Origin of the sequence: Paraburkholderia sediminicola, assembly GCF_046030555.1 — a bacterium.
Taxonomy (GTDB): domain Bacteria; phylum Pseudomonadota; class Gammaproteobacteria; order Burkholderiales; family Burkholderiaceae; genus Paraburkholderia; species Paraburkholderia sediminicola_E.
Genome location: NZ_JAQQCH010000045.1, coordinates 13,146 through 27,977, shown reverse-complemented (window position 1 = coordinate 27,977; position 14,832 = coordinate 13,146). Strand labels below are relative to the sequence as shown.

The following is a 14,832-nucleotide window of genomic DNA, read 5'->3' as shown; positions in this document are numbered from 1 at the left end:
TCTTTGCTTATCTTTCTTTGCGGCGGCAAAGAAAGTAAGTGCCCGCCTCGCACAGGGGCGACGCTAATAAACCAATAACAATTCAAGGAAAGACCAAAGACCAAAGACCCCAGATCAAGGAAACGTCACCCCCAAAAGCGCACAGAAAAACGCGCCGAGCAGGCAAACAAAATCAAGAAAAGCCCACCGCCGCAGGCAAACCCACAACCCAAGCGCCGCGCAGGCAAAAAACCCTCATTCAATCCTCATCATCCGTCCAGGGAATATCCACGTCAGAAATAAAGGCCACCGTTGCAAACGGCCCCCCATCCTGACGCCCGATCTTCCCATCGGCCCGCTGCCATTCAACCCTGAACACCGTGCTGGGATCATCGGCAATCAAGCGGACAGATCGAACCTCGTCCGGATCCGAGTCCTCGACAGGGCCGTCGAGCGAAACCTGCAATTCCTGCGGCCACAGCCCGTCGGTAGGATCGTAAATCTTGTCGCCGTCCGCAATCAGCGTGAAAGCCTCCACACCAATCGTCGCCGACGCCTCGACGATCATCTTGCCCAACGCCCGCAGCAATGCAGTCGCCCGTGCCGAGTTGGCCTGGCGAATTGCAAGATCCCCACGCGTCAGCGCCTGCTCAAGTTTTGGGTTTGTTTTTTGTTGCGCCATTCGATGTCCTGAGTCCTATCGCTCTGTTGTGGACGGCACGCCCTTTTCATCGCGCACCGCTCTCCATTTTTCGGGCTGAATCCTACCACTGGTATCGGCCGCGGCATTGCGAGCCGTACAGCAGAGGCTGACCAGCCCGCCCCGTTCCCACAGTTTAGGTCGCGATTTGCCGCCCGGCAGGGAGATTTGCCTTTCAATGCGTCCCGCCTCGTTTTCGGGTTCGCTTCGGCGCCGCAGCATCCGTGGGCTTCGCGCCGCCGATCTCTGCGATCAGATGATCACGGAACGCCTTCACCGACGGCGGCAACTCCCGTCCAGCCATCGTCTGCACCTGGATGCTGCGCTGGCGCATTTGCGGATGCGTCAGCGGTAGCACGACGAAGCCGTCGCCGGCATAACGGTCACGCACCGACAGCAACCCCGTGAACATGATCGCTCCGGACTTCTGCGCGTAACGGTACATCGCGCCGCTATTGTTGCAGATGAGATCGGGTTCGAGCAGCACGCCTTCGAGCGCACAGGTAATGTCGATCAGCTGGCGAATCGTCGTGCCAGGCTCCGGCAGCACCAACGGATAGCGCCGCAAGTCGGCGAGCGAGACCTTCGCGCGTGCGGCCAATGGATGATCGACGCGCAGCAGCGCCAGTACCGGTGCGCGCTCGGCGTGTTCGACCTTAACGCCCTTTTCCGGCGCGAGGCTGAAGGTCAGCGCGAGATCGGCGTCGCCATCGCGCACCCGGCGAGTCGCCTCGCCCGGCGACATGACGTGTAGCGTGAAGTGGATTCCCGGATAGTGGCCGCGGAACGCCGCCATCGCGCTGGGCAGGAAGTCCGCGGCGAACCCCTCCGAACTGGCGACCTTGATCATGCTGCCGTGCAGCGCCTCGAGGCCGCCGATCTCCTTCATCACGTGCTCCGCCTCGAGCAGGCTGCGCTGTGCATAGGCAAGCAGGCGCTCGCCCGCTTCGGAGAGCGACATACCGCGCGGGCGCCGCTCGAACAGCGCCGCGCCGAGATCGCTTTCGAGCCGCGCGATCTGCCGGCTGATCGCCGAAACGGCCACATGCAGCCGTGCGGACGCGTCGCTGATCGAGCCGGTACGCGCCACTTCAACAAAATAGCGCAATGCGATTCCGTGTAGTGAAAGTGCCATGAGCGATGCCTTTTGCGAGCGGCTGCAGCCGCGTGCAGGGGTGTCGAGCTTTGCCTTTTTGGCAACGCAAGCTTCGAAAGACGATCATTGTGACAAAAATAACGGCCTCCTAGAATCATTTCGAAGCTGATGGCCGCGAATCAGACGTGCCACATGTGGCGCAGCGTCGCCGTCATCCCCCGCATCCCGTATTGGAGACAAGCATGAGCCGCAACCAGGCCATCGAACACGCCACGCATCATTTCGAATCGGGCGCCTTTCTTGAGAACCTCAACCGCCGCGTCGGATTTCGCACCGAGAGTCAGGAAAGCGACCGCGCCGCCACACTGCTGTCGTACCTGACCGACGAAATCTCGCCCGAAGTCGAAGGGCTCGGCTTCAGCACGCGCATTATCGATAACCCGGCGGAAGGGTTCGGGCCGTTCCTGCTCGCCCATCGCCACGAAGACGACAGTCTGCCGACCGTACTGATCTACGGTCACGGCGACGTAGTACGCGGCTATGACAGCCAGTGGCGCGCGCCGCTAACGCCGTGGGCCGTGACCATCGAAGGCGAACGCTGGTATGGCCGTGGCACCGCCGACAACAAAGGTCAGCACACCATCAATCTCGCCGCGCTCGCGAGCGTGCTGGCCACGCGCGGCGGCAAGCTCGGCTTCAACGCGAAACTGCTGATCGAGATGGGCGAGGAAACTGGCTCGCCGGGACTCGACGCGATCTGCCACAAGCACAAACAGGAACTGGCCGCGGACGTATTGATCGCCTCCGATGGTCCGCGCCTCGCCGCGCGCCGCCCTACTGTGTTTCTCGGCTCGCGCGGCTCGGTGAACTTCAAGCTCTCGCTGAACCTGCGCGACGGCGCGCACCACTCGGGCAACTGGGGCGGTCTGTTACGCAACCCGGCCACAGTGCTGGCGAACGCACTCGCAAGCCTGGTCGATGCGCGCGGCGTGATCGCGGTCGACGGCTTGCGTCCGCCGCCGATTCCCGAGGCGGTACGTCGTGCACTGGCCGATATCACGGTCGGCGGCGGCCCGGGCGACCCGGCCGTCGACGATAATTGGGGTGAGCCCGGCCTCACGCCGCCGGAACGCGTGTTCGGCTGGAACAGCTTCGAAGTGCTGGCCTTCAAGGCGGGCAATCCCGAGAACCCGGTCAATGCCATTCCGTCGTCGGCATTCGCGCATTGCCAGTTGCGCTTCGTCGTCGGCACCGACTGGCAAAAGCTGGAGCAGCATCTGCGCACGCATCTGGATGCCCATGGCTTTTCACTGGTCGAAATCAACGTCGAGCGCGGTGCACCGGCTACACGTCTGAATCCCGACGATCCGTGGGTCACGTGGGCCATCGCCTCGCTCGAACAGACCACCGGCAAGAAGACGGCGGTACTGCCGAATCTCGGCGGCACGCTGCCCAACGAAGTGTTCGCCGACACGCTCGGCCTGCCGACCATCTGGGTGCCGCATTCGTACCCGGCCTGTTCACAGCACGCGCCGAATGAGCATCTGCTCGGACCGGTGGTGCGCGAGGGGCTGCAGATCATGGCGGGGCTCTTCTGGGATCTTGGCGAAAACTCTCCGCGCGCAAACGCAACAACGACAGAAGCCGCGGCCTGAGCAATCAACGTCGCACGCTTGCATCACGCCCGCGGTTCACCATTACCCGCATCCGTCACAAGGCACGCCACGATGAGCACGTCCACCTTGCAAGCCAGCGCCGCGCGGCCGTCCGCCGCGAAGGTCCATCGCATCATTCTCGCGGCATCGATCGGCAATGCGCTTGAATGGTTCGACCTCGTCGTCTACGGATTTTTTGCGGTCACGATCGCGAAGCTGTTCTTCCCGGCGCGTACCGAAGCGATTTCGCTGATGCTCACGCTGGGCACCTTCGGCATCTCGTACCTGATCCGGCCGCTCGGTGGACTCGTACTCGGCTCGCTCGCCGATCGTGCGGGCCGCAAGGTGTCGCTGCTGCTGTCGATCGGCTTGATGATGATCGGCACGCTGGCCATCGCGGTGATGCCGCCTTACGCGGCGATTGGATTGTGGGCGCCGGCCGGCATCATGCTGTCGCGGCTCATTCAGGGCTTCTCGGCGGGCGGCGAGTTCGGCGCCTCCACCGCGTTTCTCGTCGAACATGCTCCCGAGCGGCGCGGTTTCATGGGCAGTTGGCAGTTCGCGAGCCAGGGTCTCGCGACGCTGCTCGCCTCCGGGTTCGGCGCCTTGCTGACGAGCCAGCTCACCACGGCGCAACTCGAATCGTGGGGCTGGCGTATCCCGTTTCTGTTCGGACTCGCGATCGGCCCGGTCGGCTTCTATATTCGCCGCTTCGTGGACGAAGGCGCCGAGTTCAACACGGAGCCGAAAACCCGCACGCCGCTGCGCGATCTGTTCGGCACGCAGAAGGTCCAAATGCTGCTCGCGGTCGGTTCGCTGGTCATTTCGACCGCGGCCAACTACATGATTCTGTATATGCCGACCTACGCGATCAAGCAACTGCACCTGCCCGCGTCCACCGGTTTTGCGGCCACGCTCGCAACGGGAGTCGTGCTGACGGTGCTGACGCCGTTCGCCGGCCACTTGTCCGATAGCCTGGGACGCATCCGCATCATGGCGGTCACCGCGACGTTGATGCTGCTGACGGTCTATCCGACCTTCGTGTATATGAATGCGCATCCGTCGTTCGCCACGATGCTGCTGGCGTTGATCTGGATCGGCGTATTGAAAGCGACGTACTTCGGCGCGCTGCCCGCGCTGATGTCGGAGATTTTCCCGACCCAGACGCGCGCGACCGGTCTCGCGGTCAGCTACAACATCGGAGTGACGGTGTTCGGCGGCTTTGCGCCATTCGTGATCACCTGGCTGATCGACGCGAGCGGCAATAAGCTCGCACCCGGCTTCTATCTGATGTTCTGCGCGGTGACGAGTTTGCTGGCGCTCTATGCGGTGCGCTCGAAGCTGAAGATTCGCTGAGCGAGGTCGTGTGAAGTTGAGGCGGGCAACGCGGATCAACTCGCCTTGCCGCCCCGACCACATCCACATCAAGGCGCCGGATTCGGCTGCAGTTCATGCAGCTTGTCGATCTCCGCGAGCACTTCCGGCGAGAGCTTCAGCTCGACGCTGGCGATGTTTTCCTTCAGCTGATCGAGCGACGTCGCGCCAATCAGATTGCTCGTCACGAACGGCCGGCTATTGACGAAGGCCAGCGCGAATTGCGCGGGCGACAAACCGTGACGCTTCGCCAGTTCCACATAGCGCGTGGTTGCCTGAACCGCTTGCGGCTTGCTGTAGCGTTGAAAGCGCTCGAACAGCGAGATGCGGGCGCCTGCCGGACGCGCGCCGCCTTCGTACTTGCCCGACAGCCAGCCGAAGGCCAGCGGCGAGTACGCAAGCAAGCCGACGTTGTCTCGATGCGCGTACTCGGACAGCCCCACTTCGTACGTGCGGTTCAACAGGCTATACGGATTCTGAATGCTGACGATGCGCGGCAAGCCGAGCTTTTCCGCCGCGCGCAGAAATTGCGCGACGCCCCACGGCGTCTCATTCGACACGCCGATATGGCGAATCTTGCCTGCCTTGACGAACTCGGCGAGCACCGACAGCGTTTCTTCGATCGGTACCGTGTAGGCGTCGTCGACCCACGGATACGCCGGTCGGCCGAACGTCATCGTGCTGCGATCCGGCCAGTGCAGCTGATACAGATCGACGTAGTCCGTTTGCAGGCGCTTCAGGCTATCGTTCAGTGCTTCGGTCAGGTTCTTGCGGTCGAACTGATTGCCCTCGCCGCGAATATGACGCGGATTGTGCGGTTGACGCGCCGGGCCGGCGATCTTGGTGGCCAGCACGATCTTCTCGCGAGCGCTGCGGTGCTGCGCGATCCATGTGCCGATATAGCGCTCGGTCGAGCCTTGCGTCTCGGGACGCGGCGGCACCGGATACATTTCCGCGGCGTCGATCAGAGTGACGCCGTGGTCGAGCGCGTAATCGATCTGTGCATGCGCTTCCTGCTCGGTGTTCTGCTCGCCCCACGTCATGGTGCCGAGACCGATCAGGCTAACCTTCACATCCGAGTCGCCGAGTCTGCGGTATTCCATCGAACCTGTCCTGTTGTGTGTAAAGGGAAAGCGCCGACGTTACCATGCCGGCGCAATGCCTGCAGCGCGGCTAAAATGCTGCTTCAGCAGTCGCTCCAACCACCGCGCTCGATAAACTTTTCCGCCAAACCCATCTGCGATGAATCCCGAACACCTCGAATTACTGGTCACGCGCGTGATGCCTTACGGGAAATACAAAGGCCGGCTGATCGCGGATCTGCCCGGTCACTATCTGAACTGGTTTGCGAGCCAGGGCTTTCCGCCGGGCGAAATCGGCCGTCTGCTGGCCTTGATGCACGAGATCGATCACAACGGTTTGTCGTCGCTGATCGAGCCGTTACGCAAGCGCTGAGCGCGCCCTCGATCGCGAAAACAACCGTGCCGGCCAGATCGGCCGCCAGAACGAGCGCTTCGACGTTCGGCTTTATTTTTCGTATCGACAATGTCGGCATCGACGCATCACTCCTTCTGTCCGCGAGTAGCCGAAAAGGTATAGCGAAATGCGCCGCGCCTGCTGGAAAATTTTTCGCCAACGAAACGCGGCAGCAAGCTCGTGCTGACTATTTCGCGAGGCGAGGCCTGCCGTGCACGCGTTCCCTGGGCAGGTAGCCCAGCGCGGTCAGATGGGCGAGCAGGTGGTCTACCGCCTCCCCGAGCGACACCCGATCGGTTTCGATCATGACATCGGGTCCGATCGGAACGTCGAACGGACCGGAAATACCGGTGAAATTGGGAATCTCACCGCGGCGCGCACGCGCGTAGAGACCTTTGACATCACGTGCTTCGCACACCTTCAGCGGCGCGTTCACGAACACTTCGATGAACCCTTCCCCGACGATCTCGCGCGCCATGCACCGATGCCGATGCTCGGGCGAAATCACCGCGGCAATCGCGATGAAGCCCTGTTGCATGAACAGCGTCGCGACGTGCGCGACGCGCCGCAGATTTTCGGTGCGGTCTTCAGGCGTGAAACCGAGGTTGGCGGTCAGGCCACGCCGCAGCACATCGCCGTCGAGCACGACGGAGGCATGCCCGGCTTCTTTCAGATGCTGGTGCAACGCGTCGGCCAAGGTCGATTTACCTGCACCGGACAAACCCGTCATCCATATGACGGCCCCACGGGCTGCGCTCATGACTTCCACTCCGTCGCATTCGCCGCCGCTTCGGCATCTTGCAGAGACATACGCTCGTGCGCGCTGAAGCGGTCAGCGGACGCCAATTCCGGTCCCAGACCGTCGAACAAGGGTTGCAGCAATGCCTGCTGCGGCTGCCAGCGCTGCAGCGATGTCTTGTAGAGCGGACGGCGCACCTGCGCCGCGCTTGCCGTGTTCACCTGCCGCGTGGTCTGATGAAACGCCAGACAGCGTTCGTCCCAGTCGAGTCCGCAATGCGCGAGCAGGCGCTGGACATTGCCTTCGAAATCTTCAACCAGCTCTTCGTATTTGATTTCGATCATCGTGCCCTCAGGCAATACGCGTTGCCAATGCGCCATCAACGCGTCGTACGCGCGATAGTAGCGGCCCAGTTCACCGAGATCGTAGCTGAACGGGACGTCGTGAAAAATTCGCGAAAAAATGGACAGGCAGCTTTGCAACGGCGAGCGGCTGCTATGAACGAAGCGTGCATTCGGTAACGCCAGATGAATCAGCCCGACATTGATGAAATTGAACGGATATTTGTCGGTAAAGCGCGTATAGCCCGGCGCTGCCGTTTGCATTTCCGGCAGCGCCGTGTACATGCGGCGCAAATAGTCGGCGCCGAGCGTGCGCAATTGCGCGGGACCGACGCCCTGCAATGCTTCGATATCGACGCGTAACGGGTCGTCTGAATCGCGGCCGATGCAATTCACCAGCGCCTCGCCGAACTCCGTGCGCTCACCGGCGCCGAAAACCTGCGGATGACTCGCGAGAATCTGCTCGATCAGGGTCGAACCGGAGCGCGGCATGCCGACGATAAAGATCGGTGCAGCCGACGGGGCACCCAGACCGCGTTTAGCCGCCAGCACCTCGGAAGTCAGAAGCTCCGGCAAATGCGCGAACAGACCGAGCGACGCCGTTTCGTCATAACGCACACCGGCGCGGTGCAATGCGTTGCCCTTCAGGAAGTGATCGAACGACGCATCGTTACGGCCCACATCGGACAGCGCCTGACCATAAGCGAAGTGAATTTCCGCCTGATTGGCGGGTGTGAGCGAAGCGGTATCGTCGGCGAGGTGCTCAAGCGCGACGAACACCGGATCGTCAGCGGCAAGACGCTTGGACTGCACGAAATTACGGTAATACAGCGGCACCTGCGGGGCGGCCTCGATCGCCCGACGATAGGCTTCATGCGACTCGTCGAAACGACCGAGTGCCTGCAGACAGTTACCCATGTTGTTGTATGAGCCGTCGGCTTGCGGATTCACCCGGACTGCTTCGCGATAAGCCTCTATCGCCGGCTCGAGCCGATGCATCTGCTCGAGCGACCAGCCGAGGCCGTGATGCAAATCGGAATTGCGCGGATCGACCGTGATTGCTTCGTGATAGCGGGCAATGGCTTCGGGAAAGCGGTTCAGTGCGGCGAGCGTCGCGGCGAGGCGCTCATGAAGGATGGCGTTGGCGGGATCGAGCAAGCGGGCTGCGTCGAAACATGGGAGTGCCGCCTGAAGTTCGCCGCGAGCGGCACAGGCGTCGCCTTCGGCGCACCATTCTGATGCGGTTGCCGGCTGTGGATCGTGCTTCATTGACGGCCAGGTTTTTGCAGGCTTCGCATCGAGCGGCCCGGGCAATGTGGAATGCGTTCTTCTTCGTCCAGCGTCAGCAAGCTTGGGCTGGATTCAAAGGGAAATTGTCTGAAGGGAAAATATCAGGCGCGCCCTACAGTTACGTTTCAAAAATTTAACGAACTATTACAGCATGATGAATCCGTTGTGATTCGGAAGGTTGACGCAACGCGCGACCGCTATGGCGCCGGATCGCCGCGCGAGCGTCATGAAAGCCCGGTGGCGCATCCGGGCCGTAATTTGCGGACACAAATGCGGCTGAACTCCCGGGCACGCCGTTTTTCTCACTCTTGTACGAAGGAGAAAATCGTGAGCAGGCTCAATGCATCAGTCGCGATACTGGCGGTGGCGGCAAGTCTCACCGGATGCGTGGTCGCTCCGGGATACGACTATGCCTATGCGCAGCCCTATTACCCTGGCTACTACGGTTACGCCTATGGGCCGGCTTACGGGACGGTCGACGTCTGGGGTGGTTGGGGCGGCGGCGGTTGCTGTTACTACCACGGGGGTGGCGGGCGCTGGCACGGCGGAGGGTGGCACGGAGGCGGCTGGCACGGCGGTGGACATGGCGGCGGCCACGGCGGCGATTCGTGGAGCAGCGGCGGCGGCCATGGAGGACATGGCCATTGACGTCAATCGAACCGGGCATCGAATGACGAAATGACTCCGCACTGAGCGAGTTTTTGCAAAGGCCAAAACCTTTTGCAAAGACCAAAACAAAAACGGCGTTGTGATTTCTCACAACGCCGTTTCGCAATTTTTTACTGCTCGAATTCTTTGGGGTGGCTGATGGGGCTCGAACCCACGACAACAGGAATCACAATCCTGGACTCTACCAACTGAGCTACAGCCACCACTGACATCTGCTTGACTTGCGGAGCAACTCGTTGCCGAGAAACTTGGCTCGCCGATGAAGAAACGAGATTATACGAACAAGAATCCCGTTTGCCTAGTCCTCTATTCAAAAATTCCGACGGGCACACGCAGATGCTGTCTTGCTTCGTCGAAGATGGTCAGATCACGCGCCGCCAGACGTTTGCTATCGGACAACACGCGACGCCATCCACGTGCGCCAGCCTCACCGCGGTACAGACCGAGCGCATGCCGCGTGATCGAACCAAGGTACGTGCCGCGCGCCATTTCAGCCGCGCAATATTCGATCAGCTTCGACTCGACCTGCTCGCGCGTGAGCGGTGTATCCGTTGAGCCATAGAAGCGTGCATCGACATCGGCCAACACATAAGGGTTGTGATAAGCCTCACGCCCAAGCATCACGCCATCGATATGCTGAAGATGCATCTCCACCTCATCAAGCGTCTTGATGCCGCCATTGATGATGATCTCCAGATGCGGAAAATCGCGCTTCAACTGATAAGCGAAATCGTATTTGAGCGGCGGAATCTCGCGGTTCTCTTTCGGGCTCAAGCCTTTAAGAATTGCGTTGCGCGCATGCACAACGAACACGTTGCAGCCAGCGTCTGCGATCGTGCCGACAAAGTCGCGCACAAAGCCATATTCCTCCACCGCGTCGACGCCGATCCGATGCTTGACCGTCACCGGTACTGACACGGCATCGCGCATCGCCTTCACGCAGTCAGCGACGAGTTGCGGCTCGTTCATCAAGCAAGCGCCAAACGCACCGCGCTGCACGCGCTCGGACGGACAGCCGCAATTCAGGTTGATCTCGTCATAGCCCCATTGCTCGCCAAGCTTGGCCGAACGCGCGAGATCGTCGGGCTCACTGCCACCGAGTTGCAAAGCGACCGGCGCTTCCTCGGGCGCAAACGCCAGATGGCGCGGCACATCGCCGTGCAGCAACGCACCGGTGGTGACCATTTCGGTGTAGAGCCACGTATGGCGCGATATCACCCGATGCAGCGAGCGGCAGTGGCGATCGGTCCAGTCCATCATGGGCGCGACAGAAACGCGACGTGGACTGGGAGTTTGAGCTGAAGACATGGGGCGGCCAGACGGCTTGAATCAAACCGCAATTTTACCGCAAGTGGCCCGACGCCCCCGAAACGCTCACGACAAGCCATGAATTCCCGGAAACACCACCGATAACCGCCCCGACAACCGGGTCTTTGAGCGCCAAAACCGCTTGGGCGACGGGGTCGGACCACCGCAGACGCCCGTCGCATATGCGTCTGAGCGATTATTTCAGTGACGAGAATAGTAATTTCAGATTATCGATACAAATTTTCAATAGTAGGGGTATACACTGCCTCCATCGACGTTGCAGATACACCTCACCGGCCCCTGCGACGCCTTCCTGAAATGAAATCGAAACGTTATCGGAGTCACACCATGAAGACCAAACTTATCGCCGCCCTGCTGGTTGCTGCTTCTGCCTCGATCGCTGCTCCCGCATTCGCTAGCGGCTACGGCCCGGCACCGTTCTATCGTCCGTCGGTCGGCGCACCGGCTTCGCAACAAGGCCAGAACTCGCAAACCGTCGCGGCTGAACGTGCTAACGCTGAATCCAATGCATACGGCGGCGTGCAAAACGTGTCGTCGCAATCAGGTGCGCGTGAGCCGGTTTCGGGCCCGCAATCGGTTTTCTTCGGCCACTAATCGGTCGCCGTTGAAGGTTGCCGTCCACAAGACGGCAGCCGAACTGGGCGCCGCGCATGCCGCAATGCATGCCGGCGCCCAGTTCCGTTTACATGGCGGCCGCGCCCACCGCATCGAACCCCACCCCCTCCCTCCTCACGCCTCGCGCGTCTCCTCTTTGGGCGATTCGGAGAAACGAATCCGGTTACCGAACGGATCGATCGTCTCCAGCACTTTTCCCCACGGCTCCACTTCAATTCCCGGTTTTCCGTACTTGTAGTCTTTGCGTTGAAGCTCGGCATGCAACGCGTCGATGCCCTGTACCGGCACGAAAATCGTCGAACCCGGCGTCGCGTCGCCATGATGCTCGCTCAAGTGCAAAACCAGGTCGGACCGGCTTACCTGTGCATAGAGCGGAAAATTGGCCTCGAAGCGGTGTTCCCAGTCGATGGTGAAGCCGAGAAAGTCCACGTAAAACTCCTTGGCTTTCTCTTCAGAGAAGATACGAATGATCGGGATGGCTGGCGCCAGGTGCATAGCGGTCTCCAGTAACTTGAAAGATTCCGCCAGCTTAATCGGACGCGCTTCCAGATGGACCACCCTACGCGAAAAGGCACGCCCGGAGCTGAAGGAAAACAGGCCCTGAAGCTTCAACAGGACAATCTGCAGCTCATCGCGCTCGAGCGGAGCGAGCCAGCGGCTCGGAGTCGGCACCGGCCGGCCCTTTCACCTGACGATTAATCGCAATCGCCAGACAGGTATTGCCGGCCGCTACAGGTGATCTCGACTTCGCCGCCGCTCGCTTCGGCGGCGAGCCCGTTCGTCAGCAACTCCGCCGTGACGGATTGCGCAAACTTCGGCATGGGCTGTCCGACGCCGACATCGTTCAGGCGCCGCAATGCTTCAACCGCTTCCGGACTTAATGACTTCGACATGACCGTCTCCGTCGTGATGTTCACTTCATCGTAGCAAGTTTCACGGGCATACGCAGAGGCGCGTCAAGGCATATGTATTGCGTGTCGTACGGATGCGTGCCGGCGGTAGCCGGCGAGCGGCATCGCAAAGGAGGACGAGATGGAGCGAAGCAGAATGGCAGCGCTGACGACGGGCGTCGCGCTCGCGATATTCGGCGCAGGCGGCACGGTGGCGTTCGCACAAACGTCGAGCCCGGCACCAAAGACGCAAGCGACACAGGCAACGCCGCAGAATAGCGGTGCATCGATGGTAAAGCCGCCCGAGGCGGCTTCCGGCTCGGGCGGTTCGAGCAATCCGGACAATATGCCGATCAAGCGTCCGAACCAACCGACCAACGACAGGATGACGCACGAGCCGCCCGCCAGCGGCGTCAACGCGAAATAGCGTTGCCACGCGCGTGACGGCGCGAACGGTGCAGTCGGCCTTGGTCGGGGTCTAATCTGGCCTAATCGAGCTTATTAGGACTTACAGACGCGCGATCGACACCTCCGTCGACTTCACCAGCGCGACCACCTCCGAGCCGACCTTCAGGTCGAGTTCGTCGACCGAGCGCGTGGTGATCACCGAGGTGACGATGCCGAACGGCGTGTCCACATCGACCTCGGAGACCACCGGCCCGCGGATGATTTCCTTGACCTTGCCTTTGAACTGATTGCGTACGTTGATTGCGGAAATGCTCATGTCGAGTGACTCCAGAAAAGCGATTGAAAACAGTCAGTCAAGGGATGTCAGACGGCCCAGCGGACGTCTGTCGGCCGCCTGAGGCGGCCCTCGTCACGTGCGTCGTAAGCGCGGTGGGACAGCGCGTCGTCGTTCGGCGCCGTCTTCAGTACGCGTTGCAACACATGTTCTTCCAGCGCGGCGAAACCGGCCGACGCGCGCGCCCGCGGGCGCGCAAGCGGCACCGGCTGATCGAGCGCGATGCGCCCGTCTTCGATCAGCAGAATCCGGTCGCCCAGCGCGACGGCTTCATGCACGTCGTGCGTCACCAGCAGCGCGGTAAATTGATGTTCGCGCCACAGGCGTTCGATCAGTGCGTGCATTTCGATACGCGTCAACGCGTCGAGCGCGCCGAGCGGTTCGTCCAGCAGCAGCAACTGCGGCCGATGCACCAGCGCCCGCGCCAGCGCCACACGCTGACGCTGACCGCCGGACAGCTGCGCGGGCCAGTCGTTGGCGCGCTCCAGCAAACCAACTTCGGCGAGCACGGCGCGCGCATCTTCGCGAGCGCTGCGGCCAAGGCCAAGCATCACGTTCTGCAACACGCTCTTCCAGGGCAGGAGCCGCGCGTCCTGGAACATGATCCGGGTGTCGAGTGGCCGGCCGTCTTCCGCACGCTTTTCGAGCACGCCCGAGGTGGTCTTTTCCAGACCCGCGACCAGGCGCAACAAGGTCGATTTCCCGCAGCCGCTTCGGCCGACAATCGCGACGAAACTGCCGCGCTCGATCGACAGGTCAAAATCGGACAGCACCTTGCGTTCGCCGTACTGCTTGCCGACGCCGCGCAATTCGACCGAATAATCGCCGGACCGGCGTGCGTCGTTGCGGGCCGATGCGCCCGCCGCCGACGGCACCGCACCCACTTGGCGGCGATCGTGCGCCGGATCTGCACGGTCGAAACCGGCCGCCTCATCGGCGTCGTGATCGACGGTGCGCGGTTGCGCCAGTTCGGCTTCAAGATCGCTGCCCGCGATGCCGCCGAACGACGCCGACAATGTCGTTGCGCTCATGCTTTCGCTCCTCGTTGATAGGCCGGATGCCAACGCAGCGACACGCGCTCAAGGCTCTTGGCCAGCACGTCGGCGAGTTTGCCGAGCGCCGCGTACAGCAGAATGCCGACCACCACCACATCGGTTTGCAGGAATTCGCGTGCATTCATCGTCATGTAGCCGATGCCCGACTGCGCGGAAATGGTTTCAGCGACGATCAGCGTGACCCACATCAGCCCGAACGCGAAACGCACGCCGACCAGAATCGACGGCAACGCTCCCGGCAGAACGACATGCCGGTAGAGTGCGAAACCCTTCACACCGTAACTCCGCGCCATCTCGATCAGATTGGCATCGACCGAGCGGATACCGTGGAACGTGTTCACGTAGATCGGGAAAAACACGCCTAGCGCGACGAGAAACACCTTCGCTTCTTCCTCGATACCGAACCACAGGATCACGAGCGGAATCATGGCCAGCGCGGGAATGTTGCGAATCATCTGTACGGTCGAATCGAGCGCGATTTCGGCAGGTTTGAAGAGACCTGTCGCGAGACCGAGCACGAGTCCGATGCCGCCGCCGATCGCAAAGCCGGACACGGCGCGCCACGTGCTGACCTTCACGTCCGCCCACATTTCACCGGACTGGATCAGCGACCACGCGGCTTTTACGACCGCGAGCGGTTCGGGCAGTACCCGCGTCGAGAGAATGCCGCTACGCGCGGCGAATTCCCATGCCAGCAGAATCGCGAGCGGCGCGAGCCACGGCGCAAGATGCGCACCGATGCTGCGTAATACACCGAGACCCGCGCCTGAACGCACGCTGAGCCCCGCGCCTGAACCCGCGCCCGAGCCCTCGCTTGTGCCTCGTTGCGCACTCACAGTGGATTGAGCCATGATGATTTCCTCATTGCTTATCGATGGGCGT

The 14,832-nt window shown here is 61.5% G+C and carries 17 protein-coding genes and 1 tRNA gene; 6 read left to right on the top strand and 12 right to left on the bottom strand.

Features of this window, described 5'->3' with window-relative positions:
* Positions 1-238: 238 nt before the first annotated feature.
* Both PQQ52_RS33885 and PQQ52_RS33880 read right to left on the bottom strand, forming a co-directional pair.
* The gene (locus PQQ52_RS33885; RefSeq protein WP_408221267.1) at positions 239-661 is read right to left on the bottom strand and encodes a hypothetical protein; all 423 of its coding nucleotides are present in this window, start codon (positions 659-661) and stop codon (positions 239-241) included.
* A 193-nt stretch (positions 662-854) separates the two neighbouring features.
* Positions 855-1,814: a LysR family transcriptional regulator gene (locus PQQ52_RS33880; RefSeq protein WP_408221265.1), complete on the bottom strand. Its 960-nt coding sequence runs from the start codon at positions 1,812-1,814 to the stop codon at positions 855-857.
* Positions 1,815-2,017: 203 nt separating this feature from the next.
* Between PQQ52_RS33880 and PQQ52_RS33875 the strand changes: the two genes are divergently transcribed.
* Positions 2,018-3,430 (top strand): M20 family metallopeptidase, encoded by a 1,413-nt coding sequence (locus PQQ52_RS33875; protein ID WP_408221263.1) that lies wholly within the window; start codon positions 2,018-2,020, stop codon positions 3,428-3,430.
* A gap of 72 nt (positions 3,431-3,502) precedes the next feature.
* Entirely contained in the window at positions 3,503-4,786 is a 1,284-nt protein-coding gene (locus PQQ52_RS33870; protein ID WP_408221261.1) for an MFS transporter, read from the top strand.
* A gap of 68 nt (positions 4,787-4,854) precedes the next feature.
* Here the strand turns inward: PQQ52_RS33870 and PQQ52_RS33865 are convergent, their stop codons facing one another.
* Complete coding sequence (locus PQQ52_RS33865; RefSeq protein WP_408221259.1) at positions 4,855-5,907, bottom strand: NADP(H)-dependent aldo-keto reductase; 1,053 nt, start codon at positions 5,905-5,907, stop codon at positions 4,855-4,857.
* A gap of 139 nt (positions 5,908-6,046) precedes the next feature.
* Between PQQ52_RS33865 and PQQ52_RS33860 the strand changes: the two genes are divergently transcribed.
* A complete protein-coding gene (locus PQQ52_RS33860; protein ID WP_006048800.1) occupies positions 6,047-6,259 on the top strand; it encodes a DUF3820 family protein in 213 nt (70 codons plus the stop codon).
* 208 nt (positions 6,260-6,467) lie between these two features.
* On the opposite strand, the gene cysC is transcribed toward PQQ52_RS33860, so the two are convergent.
* The gene (cysC, locus tag PQQ52_RS33855) at positions 6,468-7,040 is read right to left on the bottom strand and encodes an adenylyl-sulfate kinase (protein ID WP_408221257.1); all 573 of its coding nucleotides are present in this window, start codon (positions 7,038-7,040) and stop codon (positions 6,468-6,470) included.
* Positions 7,037-8,629: a tetratricopeptide repeat-containing sulfotransferase family protein gene (locus tag PQQ52_RS33850; protein WP_408221255.1), complete on the bottom strand. Its 1,593-nt coding sequence runs from the start codon at positions 8,627-8,629 to the stop codon at positions 7,037-7,039. Before PQQ52_RS33850 ends, cysC begins: the two co-directional genes overlap by 4 nt.
* Before the next feature lie 348 nt (positions 8,630-8,977).
* On the opposite strand from PQQ52_RS33850, the gene PQQ52_RS33845 reads away from it, so the two are divergent.
* A complete protein-coding gene (locus PQQ52_RS33845) occupies positions 8,978-9,298 on the top strand; it encodes a hypothetical protein (RefSeq protein WP_408221253.1) in 321 nt (106 codons plus the stop codon).
* A gap of 148 nt (positions 9,299-9,446) precedes the next feature.
* On the opposite strand, the gene PQQ52_RS33840 is transcribed toward PQQ52_RS33845, so the two are convergent.
* Positions 9,447-9,522: transfer RNA gene (locus tag PQQ52_RS33840), tRNA-His, on the bottom strand.
* A gap of 103 nt (positions 9,523-9,625) precedes the next feature.
* Positions 9,626-10,627 (bottom strand): tRNA dihydrouridine(20/20a) synthase DusA, encoded by a 1,002-nt coding sequence (gene dusA, locus PQQ52_RS33835; RefSeq protein ID WP_408221251.1) that lies wholly within the window; start codon positions 10,625-10,627, stop codon positions 9,626-9,628.
* Between the two features lie 348 nt (positions 10,628-10,975).
* Here dusA and PQQ52_RS33830 point away from each other — a divergent pair, with 348 nt between their 5' ends.
* Positions 10,976-11,242 carry a hypothetical protein gene (locus PQQ52_RS33830; RefSeq protein ID WP_408221249.1) on the top strand — a complete coding sequence of 89 codons (267 nt, stop codon included), beginning with the start codon at positions 10,976-10,978 and terminating at the stop codon, positions 11,240-11,242.
* Between the two features lie 135 nt (positions 11,243-11,377).
* Here the strand turns inward: PQQ52_RS33830 and PQQ52_RS33825 are convergent, their stop codons facing one another.
* Both PQQ52_RS33825 and PQQ52_RS33820 read right to left on the bottom strand, forming a co-directional pair.
* The gene (locus tag PQQ52_RS33825; protein ID WP_408221271.1) at positions 11,378-11,758 is read right to left on the bottom strand and encodes a glyoxalase superfamily protein; all 381 of its coding nucleotides are present in this window, start codon (positions 11,756-11,758) and stop codon (positions 11,378-11,380) included.
* 200 nt (positions 11,759-11,958) lie between these two features.
* Entirely contained in the window at positions 11,959-12,156 is a 198-nt protein-coding gene (locus tag PQQ52_RS33820) for a hypothetical protein (protein WP_408221247.1), read from the bottom strand.
* 139 nt (positions 12,157-12,295) lie between these two features.
* Between PQQ52_RS33820 and PQQ52_RS33815 the strand changes: the two genes are divergently transcribed.
* Positions 12,296-12,580 (top strand): hypothetical protein, encoded by a 285-nt coding sequence (locus PQQ52_RS33815; protein ID WP_408221245.1) that lies wholly within the window; start codon positions 12,296-12,298, stop codon positions 12,578-12,580.
* Positions 12,581-12,661: 81 nt separating this feature from the next.
* Here the strand turns inward: PQQ52_RS33815 and PQQ52_RS33810 are convergent, their stop codons facing one another.
* The 3 genes from PQQ52_RS33810 to ssuC are packed head-to-tail and all read right to left on the bottom strand — an operon-like array spanning position 12,662 to position 14,801.
* The gene (locus PQQ52_RS33810; protein ID WP_011488137.1) at positions 12,662-12,877 is read right to left on the bottom strand and encodes a TOBE domain-containing protein; all 216 of its coding nucleotides are present in this window, start codon (positions 12,875-12,877) and stop codon (positions 12,662-12,664) included.
* Between the two features lie 47 nt (positions 12,878-12,924).
* Positions 12,925-13,926, bottom strand: a complete 1,002-nt coding sequence (locus PQQ52_RS33805; RefSeq protein ID WP_408221243.1) for an ATP-binding cassette domain-containing protein — start codon at positions 13,924-13,926, stop codon at positions 12,925-12,927.
* Entirely contained in the window at positions 13,923-14,801 is an 879-nt protein-coding gene (gene ssuC / locus PQQ52_RS33800) for an aliphatic sulfonate ABC transporter permease SsuC (protein ID WP_408221241.1), read from the bottom strand. Before ssuC ends, PQQ52_RS33805 begins: the two co-directional genes overlap by 4 nt.
* Positions 14,802-14,832: the final 31 nt, after the last annotated feature.

Bases quoted from the DNA above. Each gene is read 5' to 3' on its own strand.
- PQQ52_RS33885 (WP_408221267.1), bottom strand. From the start codon at position 661: ATGGCGCAACAAAAAACAAACCCAAAACTTGAGCAGGCGCTGACGCGT.
- PQQ52_RS33880 (WP_408221265.1), bottom strand. From the start codon at position 1,814: ATGGCACTTTCACTACACGGAATCGCATTGCGCTATTTTGTTGAAGTG.
- PQQ52_RS33875 (WP_408221263.1), top strand. From the start codon at position 2,018: ATGAGCCGCAACCAGGCCATCGAACACGCCACGCATCATTTCGAATCG.
- PQQ52_RS33870 (WP_408221261.1), top strand. From the start codon at position 3,503: ATGAGCACGTCCACCTTGCAAGCCAGCGCCGCGCGGCCGTCCGCCGCG.
- PQQ52_RS33865 (WP_408221259.1), bottom strand. From the start codon at position 5,907: ATGGAATACCGCAGACTCGGCGACTCGGATGTGAAGGTTAGCCTGATC.
- PQQ52_RS33860 (WP_006048800.1), top strand. From the start codon at position 6,047: ATGAATCCCGAACACCTCGAATTACTGGTCACGCGCGTGATGCCTTAC.
- cysC (WP_408221257.1), bottom strand. From the start codon at position 7,040: ATGAGCGCAGCCCGTGGGGCCGTCATATGGATGACGGGTTTGTCCGGT.
- PQQ52_RS33850 (WP_408221255.1), bottom strand. From the start codon at position 8,629: ATGAAGCACGATCCACAGCCGGCAACCGCATCAGAATGGTGCGCCGAA.
- dusA (WP_408221251.1), bottom strand. From the start codon at position 10,627: ATGTCTTCAGCTCAAACTCCCAGTCCACGTCGCGTTTCTGTCGCGCCC.
- PQQ52_RS33830 (WP_408221249.1), top strand. From the start codon at position 10,976: ATGAAGACCAAACTTATCGCCGCCCTGCTGGTTGCTGCTTCTGCCTCG.
- PQQ52_RS33825 (WP_408221271.1), bottom strand. From the start codon at position 11,758: ATGCACCTGGCGCCAGCCATCCCGATCATTCGTATCTTCTCTGAAGAG.
- PQQ52_RS33820 (WP_408221247.1), bottom strand. From the start codon at position 12,156: ATGTCGAAGTCATTAAGTCCGGAAGCGGTTGAAGCATTGCGGCGCCTG.
- PQQ52_RS33815 (WP_408221245.1), top strand. From the start codon at position 12,296: ATGGAGCGAAGCAGAATGGCAGCGCTGACGACGGGCGTCGCGCTCGCG.
- PQQ52_RS33810 (WP_011488137.1), bottom strand. From the start codon at position 12,877: ATGAGCATTTCCGCAATCAACGTACGCAATCAGTTCAAAGGCAAGGTC.
- PQQ52_RS33805 (WP_408221243.1), bottom strand. From the start codon at position 13,926: ATGAGCGCAACGACATTGTCGGCGTCGTTCGGCGGCATCGCGGGCAGC.
- ssuC (WP_408221241.1), bottom strand. From the start codon at position 14,801: ATGGCTCAATCCACTGTGAGTGCGCAACGAGGCACAAGCGAGGGCTCG.